Source organism: Actinomyces denticolens (assembly GCF_002072185.1).
Lineage (GTDB): Bacteria > Actinomycetota > Actinomycetes > Actinomycetales > Actinomycetaceae > Actinomyces > Actinomyces denticolens.
On record NZ_MVIW01000059.1, the window covers coordinates 1 to 9993 of the forward strand.

Annotated in this window: 9 protein-coding genes and 1 pseudogene; 6 read left to right on the forward strand and 4 right to left on the reverse strand. The window is 72.5% G+C overall.

Features of this window, described 5'->3' with window-relative positions; all coding sequences use genetic code 11:
* Positions 1-287 (forward strand): LPXTG cell wall anchor domain-containing protein (locus B1H55_RS11535; protein WP_143222429.1); only part of this gene is annotated, 287 nt, incomplete at its 5' end.
* A gap of 181 nt (positions 288-468) precedes the next feature.
* On the opposite strand, the gene B1H55_RS11540 is transcribed toward B1H55_RS11535, so the two are convergent.
* Positions 469-1218, reverse strand: a complete 750-nt coding sequence (locus B1H55_RS11540) for an ROK family protein (RefSeq protein ID WP_073451427.1) — start codon at positions 1216-1218, stop codon at positions 469-471.
* Positions 1219-1373: 155 nt separating this feature from the next.
* On the opposite strand from B1H55_RS11540, the gene B1H55_RS11545 reads away from it, so the two are divergent.
* The 4 genes from B1H55_RS11545 to glmM all read left to right on the forward strand — a co-directional run bounded on the left by B1H55_RS11545 (position 1374) and on the right by glmM (position 5244).
* Positions 1374-2357 carry a tRNA pseudouridine synthase A gene (locus B1H55_RS11545; protein ID WP_077240471.1) on the forward strand — a complete coding sequence of 328 codons (984 nt, stop codon included), beginning with the start codon at positions 1374-1376 and terminating at the stop codon, positions 2355-2357.
* 351 nt (positions 2358-2708) lie between these two features.
* Positions 2709-3152 (forward strand): 50S ribosomal protein L13, encoded by a 444-nt coding sequence (gene rplM / locus B1H55_RS11550; RefSeq protein ID WP_073451425.1) that lies wholly within the window; start codon positions 2709-2711, stop codon positions 3150-3152.
* Between the two features lie 43 nt (positions 3153-3195).
* Entirely contained in the window at positions 3196-3693 is a 498-nt protein-coding gene (rpsI, locus tag B1H55_RS11555) for a 30S ribosomal protein S9 (RefSeq protein ID WP_073451424.1), read from the forward strand.
* 195 nt (positions 3694-3888) lie between these two features.
* Positions 3889-5244 (forward strand): phosphoglucosamine mutase, encoded by a 1356-nt coding sequence (gene glmM / locus B1H55_RS11560; protein WP_073451423.1) that lies wholly within the window; start codon positions 3889-3891, stop codon positions 5242-5244.
* Positions 5245-5340: 96 nt separating this feature from the next.
* On the opposite strand, the gene B1H55_RS11565 is transcribed toward glmM, so the two are convergent.
* From B1H55_RS11565 to coaA, 3 genes are all read right to left on the reverse strand, one after another.
* On the reverse strand, positions 5341-6771 hold the full coding sequence (locus B1H55_RS11565) for an NAD(P)(+) transhydrogenase (Re/Si-specific) subunit beta (RefSeq protein ID WP_073451422.1): 1431 nt from the start codon (positions 6769-6771) through the stop codon (positions 5341-5343).
* Between the two features lie 4 nt (positions 6772-6775).
* Positions 6776-8329 (reverse strand): Re/Si-specific NAD(P)(+) transhydrogenase subunit alpha, encoded by a 1554-nt coding sequence (locus tag B1H55_RS11570; RefSeq protein WP_073451421.1) that lies wholly within the window; start codon positions 8327-8329, stop codon positions 6776-6778.
* 190 nt (positions 8330-8519) lie between these two features.
* On the reverse strand, positions 8520-9497 hold the full coding sequence (gene coaA / locus B1H55_RS11575) for a type I pantothenate kinase (RefSeq protein WP_073451420.1): 978 nt from the start codon (positions 9495-9497) through the stop codon (positions 8520-8522).
* A 120-nt stretch (positions 9498-9617) separates the two neighbouring features.
* On the opposite strand from coaA, the pseudogene B1H55_RS11580 reads away from it, so the two are divergent.
* Positions 9618-9993 (forward strand): annotated as a pseudogene (locus tag B1H55_RS11580) (glutamine--fructose-6-phosphate transaminase (isomerizing)); the annotation flags it as partial.

The window sequence follows — 9993 nt, forward strand, 5'->3', positions numbered from 1 at the left end:
CCACCGAGGCCCCCGCGCCCGCCCCGGCCCCGGCCACTACGCCGGCCGCGACCGCCCCGGCCACCACCGAGGCCGCCGCTCCGGCGCCCGCCCCGCAGCAGCCCGGCGCCCAGGCTCCCAAGAGCCCCGCCGCCCCCGCTCCTGCGGCCCCGGCCCCGTCCAACAGCCAGCCGACGTCGAAGCCCTCGCTGGCCAAGACCGGTGCCAGCATCATGGTTCCCGTGCTCATCGCGGGCGCTGTCATCGGCGGCGGCATCCTCCTGGTTCGTCGCGGACGCCGCGCCTGATCCTCAGTCGGTCCCCGGCGGTGAGAACTGACGGGGACTGATGGAAGGGGCCCACCCGGAACTCCGGGTGGGCCCCTTGGCGTCTGCCCGCAGTTGTTCCGTGCGGGCGGCGGCGGAAGCGGAAGGCCGTGAGGGCGCCGGTGGCGGTCCTCACGGCCGGCGCGCCCCGCTCGGGGAGCGTCTAGGGACGAGCCATGGTCCAGCAGCGCGCCCCGCCGGTCATCCCCGCCTCATTGGGCACCACGACGACGTCGTCGCCCATGCGGGTCAGCTGGAGCGCCGTGATCCTCCTCGAATTGCCGCCCCCGAGGTAGAGGCGGTCCCACAGGTACATGGGGCGCAGCCCGTCGACGACGCGGCGCACCCTGCGGGACCAGTGCGCGTCGCCCAGGCGGAGGCGCTCGTGCTCGCCGATGTAGTCGTCGTAGGTCAATCCCCAGCGGACGGGCCCCTGGGAGACCTCGACATGCGGGGCCAGGACCCCGTTGTCGAAGACCGCGTTGCCCAGTCCGGTGCCCAGGGTCACGATCATCTCCAGGCCGTGCCCCGTGACGACCCCGGCGCCGGCGACCTCGGCGTCATTGAGGATGAGCGAGGGCAGGCCGAGGCGGTCGGCGATGGCCGAGCCCATGTCGAACCGGTGCCAGGCCTCGGCCAGCTCTGGGAGCACCTTGGAGCGCGGGCCGTCCTTCGTGATGTAGTGGGGGGTGGCGACCACGACGCCGTGGCGGATCATCCCCGGCATCCCCACGGTGACCCGATCGGCCCGGGGCAACTGCTCGGCGAGGCCGGCGATCGTCTCGACCAGCTTCAGCGGTGGCAGCGGGTAGGGGGTGGGCGTGCGCACGGCGCGCGAGCAGATCGTCCCCTCGGCGTCGAGGACGGAGGCCTTGATGCCGCCGCCCCCGCAGTCGACGGACAACGTTGTCACTGAGGAATGACTGGGACGACTGGCTCGGCTCGCGTGGCTCGGGGCTCCGGGATTCGTGCTCACGGGGACGACGCTACCGCCAAGCGCGACGAGACGCCCCGGAAGCGGGCGGGGCGGGGCGAGGACGATCCCCGGACCCGTGATCGAATAGGGCCATGGAGGAGACGATCGGCGACGCCCCGCTGGTGCGCGTGCGCCTGGAACTGGCCTATGACGGCGCGGGATTCGCGGGCTGGGCGGCGCAGCCGGGCCTTCGCACAGTGGAGGGCGTGCTCACCGAGGCGCTCGGAACGGTGCTGCGCGTTCCCGTGCGGCTGACAGTGGCCGGGCGGACGGACGCGGGTGTCCACGCCGCGGGGCAGGTCGCGCATTTCGACGTCGCCCAGGAGGCCTGGCGGGCGCTCCCCGGCCGCTCGGACCGGCCTCCCGCACAGGCGCTGCTCACCCGGCTGGCGGGGGTTCTCGCCCGGGAGGCCCGTCGGAGCGCCGGAGGCGGGGGCGCGGGGATCGTTCCGCGGGGGACGAGCGACGTCGTCGTGAGCGGGGCCCGCGAGGCCCCGGCTGGGTTCGATGCGCGCTTCTCCGCCACCGAGCGCGCCTACCGCTACCGGATCGCCGACGGCGGGCCCGTGGCCGGGGTGCGGGACCCGCGGCGGCGGGGGAGCGTGCTGTGGGTCCCCGAGGCCCTCGACGTCGATGCCATGCGCCGCGCCGCCGCGCCACTGCTCGGCGAGCACGACTTCCTGGGCTACTGCAAGCCCCGCGAGGGCGCCACGACGATCCGGGCCCTGAGGCGCCTGGAGTGGTCCCGGGTGCCGGGCGACGCCGTCGGTCGCGAGGGGGCCGACGCGGGCCTCGTGGTGCTCGACGTCGTCGCCGACGCCTTCTGCCATTCGATGGTTCGCTCGCTCGTGGGCGCCTGCCTCGCGGTCGGTCAGGGGCGCAGGGACGAGGACTGGCCCGCGAGGATCCTCCGGCGCACGAGCCGGGAGGCCGCCGCGCCGGTCGCCCCCGCGCACGGCCTCACCCTGGAGCGGGTCGGCTACCCCGCCGATGACGAGTTGGCCGCCCAGGCCGAGCGCGCCCGGGTCCTGCGCTCCCTCCCCGCCCTCCCCGTCCCCTGCGCCGAGACCGGTTGAAAACGACAGCGAGACCGGTTCGCCGTCCACAGGGACGACGACGCTCGTTCCGTCCCGGTCGGGCTGTGGACACACGACCGGTTTCGATCGCGATATCGACCGGTCTCGGCGAGAGGGGCGTGGCGGGATTCACGGCAGGAGCGCGGCCCCTTCTTTTGACCCCCCTGACAAGCGCCGGTAATGTGGGCAACCGTCGTGCAGCACGCTGAACGCGCCACCGCGGTGCCATCCCACTCGCCCCGGGGCACGAGTGCTCCGACCACCTCACCTGACCATGGCGGTCCCGTCGAACGGCGACGCTTCAACGCTCATCGACGTGACCGCTCGCCAAGAGAAACGAAGGCAACGCCCGTGCGCACGTACACACCGAAGCCCGGCGACGTCGAGAAGAACTGGTACGTCATTGACGCCACCGACGTCGTTCTCGGCCGCCTCGCGGCTCAGGCCGCGAACCTGCTCCGTGGGAAGCACAAGCCGCAGTTCGCTCCCAACGCCGACTGCGGCGACTACGTCGTCATCATCAACGCCGACAAGGTGGTCCTCACCAACGGCAAGGCCGACCGCAAGTTCGCCTACCGCCACTCCGGCTATCCGGGTGGTTTGACGGCCGTCTCCTACCGCGACCTGCTGGCGACGCGCCCCGAGCGCGCCGTCGAGAAGGCCATCAAGGGCATGGTGCCTCACACCAAGCTCGGCCGCGCCCAGCTCAAGAAGCTGAAGGTGTACGCCGGCCCCGAGCACCCGCACGCCTCGCAGAACCCGCAGGCTTTCGAGATCATCCAGGTCGCCCAGTAAGCGCTCCAGCGCTCGGCACCCCGCGACAAGCAAAGGACACATCGTGGCTGAGACCACTGTCGACATCGAAGCGCTGGACGAGGAGAACGCCCCCTCCAGCTACACCACCGAGACCGGCGGCTCCTCCGTTGAGGGCCGCGGGCAGTCCATCACCGCCCCCGGGGCGGGCCTTGGCCGCCGCAAGGAGGCCGTCGCCCGCGTCCGCCTCATCCCCGGCACCGGCAAGTGGACCCTCAACGGCCGCACCCTGGAGGACTACTTCCCCAACAAGCTGCACCAGCAGCTCGTGCGCGCCCCCTTCACCATCCTCGACCTCGAGGGCCGTTTCGACGTTGTCGCCCGCATTCACGGCGGCGGCGTCTCCGGCCAGGCCGGCGCCCTGCGCCTGGGCATCGCCCGCGCCCTCAACGAGATCGACCGCGAGGCCAACCGCCCGGCCCTCAAGAAGGCCGGCTTCCTGACCCGCGACGCCCGCATCGTCGAGCGCAAGAAGGCCGGTCTGCACAAGGCCCGCCGCGCTCCGCAGTACTCCAAGCGCTGACCCATCCCGGTCCGGCGGCCCCGAGCCGCCACCGCGCTCATCGACGACGGCGCCCCGTCCGCCCCGCTCCTGCGGGAGGCGAACGGGGCGCCGTCCATGCTGCTGGTGGAGCATTGGTGGTGCCGTTGCCGGTGCGCGATGCGGCGGACAGTGGGAGGATGCTCCTCGGAATCCAGACACGAGAGGAACCCATCCATGGCACGACTCTTCGGCACCGACGGCGTTCGGGGCCTGGCCAACGACCTGCTCACCCCCGCCCTCGCCGTCCAGCTCGGCGAGGCCGCCGCCCGCGTCCTGACCAAGGAGGCCCGCGCGCGCTCCGGCGGCGCCCGCCCCCGCGCGATCGTCGGGCGCGATACCCGTGCCTCCGGCGAGTTCCTCGACCACGCCATCAGCTCGGGCCTGGCCTCCTCCGGCGTGGACGTCACCCGCGTCGGCGTTCTGCCGACCCCCGCGATCGCCCACCTGACCGCCACCCAGGACATCGACCTGGGCGTCATGATCTCCGCCTCCCACAACCCCTTCCCCGACAACGGCATCAAGTTCTTCGCCCGCGGCGGCTACAAGCTCGAGGACGCCGTCGAGGATGAGATCGAGGCCCTGCTCGGAGGCGTTGAGAACCGGCCCACCGGCGCCGAGGTCGGCCGCGTCATCAAGGGGGAGACGGTCGCGGACCAGAACTACATCAACCACCTCGTCGACTCCGTGGCCACGGACCTGTCGGGCCTGCGGATCGTCGTCGACGCCTCCAACGGAGCCGCCAGCGCCGTGGGCCCCGCCGCCCTGCGCGCCGCGGGCGCCGAGGTGATCGTCATCAACGCCTCCCCGGACGGCCTCAACATCAACGCCGACTGCGGGTCCACCCACCCCGAGCAGCTCCAGCGCTACGTGCCCTCCGTGGGCGCGGACATGGGAGTGGCCTACGACGGCGACGCCGACCGCTGCCTCGCGGTGGACGCCGATGGCAACCTCGTCGACGGCGACCAGATCATGGGCCTGCTCGCGCTGGGCATGAAGGCCGACGGCACGCTCGGCTCCGACACCCTCGTGGTCACCGTCATGAGCAACCTGGGCCTCATCCTGGCCATGCGCGACCACGGCATCCGCACCGTCCAGACCGGTGTGGGCGACCGCTACGTCCTGGAGAAGATGCTCGCCGGCGGCTACACGCTCGGCGGCGAGCAGTCCGGTCACGTCATCGACACCGTCCACGCCACCACCGGTGACGGCGTGCTCACCTCCCTGCACATCGCCGCCCGCGTCAAGCGCAGCGGCAAGAGCCTCGCCGAGCTCGCGAGCATCGTCACCCGCCTGCCCCAGACCCTCATCAACGTCAAGGGCGTGGACAAGGCCTCCGCGGGCACGGACCAGGGCGTCCAGGACGCCGTCGCCGCCGCTGAGGCCGAACTCGGCGAGACCGGGCGGGTCCTCCTGCGCCCCTCGGGCACCGAGCCCCTCGTGCGGGTCATGGTGGAGGCCGCCACCCAGGAGCGGGCCGACGCCGTCGCCGGCCGCCTGGCCGGCGTCGTCAAGGAGCGCCTCGCGCTCTGAGCCGAGTCGTGGGAATGGGGCGGGGCCCGGTCGACCGACCGGGCCCCGCCCCATGCGTCCTCGATGCTCCCCGCCCCATTCCCGATGGGCGGCGCCTCAATCGAGGGCGCGGATGATGTCCTCCACCGTCCCCTTGGCGTCGCCGAAGAGCATGGCGGTGTTCTCCTTGAAGAACAGGGGATTGGCCACGCCCGCGTAGCCCGTGGCCATGGACCGCTTGAAGACGACGACCCGGCCCGCCTCCCACACGCGCAGGACCGGCATGCCCGCGATGGGGGAGCCGGGCTCCTCGGCCGCCGGGTTGACGGTGTCATTGGCGCCGATGACGAGCACGACGTCCACGTCCGCGAAGTCGTCGTTCACCTCGTCCATCTCCAGCACGAGGTCGTAGGGGACCTTCGCCTCGGCCAGCAGGACGTTCATGTGGCCGGGCAGGCGGCCCGCGACGGGGTGGATGCCGAAGCTCACCTCCACGCCCTGGGAGCGCAGCATCTCGGTGAGCACGGCCACCGGGTACTGGGCCTGGGCCACCGCCATCCCGTAGCCCGGGGTGATGACGACGCGTCGGGCGGACTGCAGGTCGCGCGCCAGGGAGGCGGCGTCGGTCTCGACGATCGCGCCCTCCTGGGCCGAGGCGCTGGGCGCCGCCGCGCCCTCGGTGCCGAAGCCGCCCAGGAGCACGGACATGAAGGAGCGGTTCATCGCCTGGCACATGAGGTAGGACAGGTAGGCGCCCGAGGATCCCACGAGCGTGCCCGTGATGATGAGCAGGTCGTTGTTGATCATGAAGCCGGTGAAGGCCGAGGCCCAGCCCGAGTAGGCATTCATGATGGACACGACGACGGGCATGTCCCCTCCGCCGATCGCCAGCACGAGGTGCGCGCCCAGGACGAGGGCCAGCGCCGTCATGACCCCCAGGCACGCCCAGGCGGCCGGCGAGTGCTCGGGCAGGAGCATGAAGGCGATCATGAGGGCCCCGGAGACGAGCAGCATCCCGAGGTTGAGCAGGTTGCGGCCCGGCAGGGTCACGGGGCGCCCCGGCACCTTGCCCGAGAGCTTCAGGGCGGCCAGCACGGAGCCGGTGAAGGTCACGGCCCCCACGAGGACTCCCAGGAACACCTCCCCGAGGTGGAAGGCGCCCAGGGCGCGGGACATGGCGTCCGGCGTGGCGTAGGAGTTGTAGCCGACGAGAACGGCGGCCAGGCCCACGAGCCCATTGAGGACGGCGATGAGCTGGGGCATGCCGGTCATGGCGACCCGCTTGGCCAGGACCATGCCGATGACCGCGCCGATCCCCAGGGCCAGGGCGATGAGGATCGCGGTGGTCACCACGCCGCGGCCGGGGCGGGAGGTGAGGGCCAGGCCGATGGCGGCCACCACGGCGACCCCCATGCCGATCCCGCCGGCGATGTTGCCGGCGACGGCGGTCTCATGGCGGGACAGGCCCGCCGCGGCGGCGATGAACAGGAGCGCGGCGGCGATGTAGGCCAGCGCCACCGGGGAGGGCAGGGCGAGTGCTGCGTGCATCGGCTCAGTCCTTCCTGAACATGGCGAGCATGCGGTGGGTGACCGCGAAGCCGCCGAAGACGTTGATCGTGGCCAGCGCGACCGCCACGAAGGCGATGGCGCTGATGAGCGGGTTCGCGTTGCCGACCTGCGAGATGGCCCCCAGCAGGATGATGCCGGAGATCGCGTTGGTCACCGACATCAGCGGGGTGTGGAGGGCCGGGGTGACATTGGAGATGATGTGGAACCCGAGGATGATGGACAGGGCCAGCACGATGTAGTGGCTGGTGACGGCGGCCGGCGTGGCCAGGACGAGGGCCGCCGCCAGCGCGGTGGCGGCCACGATCCCGGTCAGGCGCCTGCGCCGGGAGCGCGCCTTGGCCAGGGCCGCGGCGGCGAGCTCGGCCGCCTCCTCCTCGGGGGAGCGCCGCGGCGCGGCGCCGGGCGCGGCCGACGCCGACACCGAGATGGGCGGTGGGGGCCACAGGAGCTCGCCGTCGGCGCATACGGTGATGCCGCGGACCACCTCGTCGTCCAGGTCGAGCGCGAGGGCGCCGTCCTTGGCGGGGGTCATGAGGGTCAGCAGGTTGACGATGTTCTGCCCGTAGAGCTGGGAGGCCTGCGCCGGGAGGCGCTCGGCCAGATCCGTCGCCCCGATGATGGTGACGCCGCCGGGTGCGGTGATGGTCTCGCCGGGCACGGTCAGCTCCGTGTTGCCGCCGTTGGCGGCGGCCATGTCCACGATGACCGAGCCGGGCCGCATGCCCTCCACGGCCTCGCGGGCAAGGAGGATGGGGGAGCGGCGGCCCGGGATGTTCGCCGTCGTGATGACGATGTCCGCGCTCGCGGCCTCCCGGGCGTAGAGGGCCTGGGCCAGCGCCGCCTGATCCGAGCTCATCTCCTTGGCGTAGCCGTCGGAGGAGACCTCCTGGGCGGTGGGCACGGGCACGAACTCGGCCCCCACCGAGCGCACCTGGTCGGCCACCTCGGGGCGCACATCGGTGCCGCGCACGACGGCGCCCAGCGAGTGCGCCGTGCCGATCGCCGCGAGCCCCGCCACGCCCGCCCCGATGACGTAGACGGTGGCCGGCGGGAACTTGCCGGCGGCCGTCACCTGCCCGCCCAGCAGGCGGCCGAAGCGAGAGGCCGCCTCGATGACCGCCCGGTAGCCGGCGAGGTTCGCCTGGGAGGAGAGCACGTCCATGGCCTGGGCGCGGGAGATGCGCGGCACGGCGTCGATCGCCAGGGCCGTGAGGCCACGTCGGCGCAGTTCCTCCAGCAGTTCGGGGCTGCGCGCGGGGCCCAGGCGGCTGATGAGGGTCGCACCCGGGCGCATGAGGTCGAGCTCGGCCTCGCCGGGCGCCCCGGTGGAGGCGACGACATCGGCCCCCCACGCGCCCGCCCGGTCGGTGAGCAGAGCCCCCGCCTCCTCGTAATCGGCGTCGGGGAAGCGGGCCGCCTCCCCGACGCCGCGCTCGACGGCGACCTCGTATCCCAGGCGGATGATTCGGGCGACGGTCCTCGGCGTCGCGGCGGCCAGGGCATGGCCCGGAGGTTGGCAGGGGATTCCCACGCGCATGGAGGCTCCTCTCAGCAGGCATGCCCGGGACGATGCGCCATGAGAACGCGACCGACGGGCATGAGAGTGATGGGCGCAACAGTAGAGGGGGATCGCCGGAGCCATCTAGGACCGACGGCATGATGAGACGGCCGCCGGAGGCGGGACGGCGCCGCACGCCGTCGGCCGCGACGCCCCGCGCCCGGTGGGCTCACGACTTGCGCAGCAGCACGCGGCGCATATGGTGATCGGGGCCCTTGACCAGCACGAGGGTCGCCCGCCCGCGGGTGGGGGCGATGTTCTCCCGCAGGTTCGCCAGGTTGACCGACTCCCAGATCCCGTTGGCCGCGGTCAGGGCGATGTCGTCGGGGATCGACGCGAAGCGCTGGAAATAGGAGTCCGGGTCATTGAAGGCGGTGCGCTTGAGGGTGAGGAAGCGCTCCAGGTACCAGCGACGGATGTCGGCGGGATCGGCGTCGACGTAGATCGAGAAATCGATGAAGTCCGAGACCGCCAGCACCGAGCCCATCGGGTGGCCTCCCGGCTCATCGGGGTGCTCGGCGGCCGCGCGCCCCCTCGGCGCGGGTTGGAGCACGTTGAGCCCCTCCAGCACCAGGACGTCGGGCCTCTCGACGACGACGCTGCGACCGGGGACGATGTCGTAGACCTTATGGGAGTAGACGGGGGCCTCCACGCGGGGCGCCCCGGATTTCACCGCGGCCACGAAGTCCACGAGCGCGCGCCGGTCGTAGGACTCGGGGAAGCCCTTGCGCGACATGAGCCCGCGCGCCTCCAGCTCGGCGTTGCTCAGGAGGAACCCATCGGTGGTCACCAGATCCACGCGGGGGGTGCCGGGGAAGCGGGCCAGGAGGTGGGCGATGAGGCGGGCCACCGTCGACTTGCCGACCGCGACCGACCCGGCCACCGCGATGACGAAGGGCGTGGGCCTTGTGTCGACGCCCAGGAACTCGGCCGTGCGGCGCGCCCGCTCCCGGGAGGTGAGGATGTAGTCCTGGAGGATCGCGGTCAGGGGGCGGTAGACGGCGTCGACCTCCGTGAGGTCCGTGGGGTCTCCCAGGCCGCGGAGCTTGACGACGTCGTCCTGCGTCAGGGGCAGGGGCGTGGAGGAGGCCAGGGCCCGCCACTGCTCGCGCGACAGCTCGATGTAGGGGGAGTGCGAGGAGGTCACTGCCCAAGTCTGACGCATGCGTCAAGATCGCGCGCAGGTCCGCGCAGTCGATTGCCGCGAATCACAGGAGACCCGGCGGATGGGCTTTCCTGAGCGCTCCACTCATGATTCGATCGCTCCATGTGTGGAATCGTCGGGCACGTCCGCCCCCTCGCCCCCGTCATCTCCTCCGCCGCGACCCCCGAGGCGGAGGGGCGCACCCTCTCCGTCCTCCTCGACGGCCTGGGCCGCCTGGAGTACCGCGGCTACGACTCCGCCGGCGTCGCCCTCGTCGGCCCGTCCGGGCTGCAGGTCGCCAAGGCGGCGGGCAAGCTCGAGAACCTCCGCGCCGCCATCGCGGCCGAGCCTCCCGCCCCCGCCACCGCCGGCATCGGCCACACCCGCTGGGCCACCCATGGCGGGCCGACGACGGAGAACGCCCATCCGCACCGCGCCGGCAGTATCGCCGTCGTCCACAACGGCATCATCGAGAACTTCCGCGCCCTGCGCGCCGAGG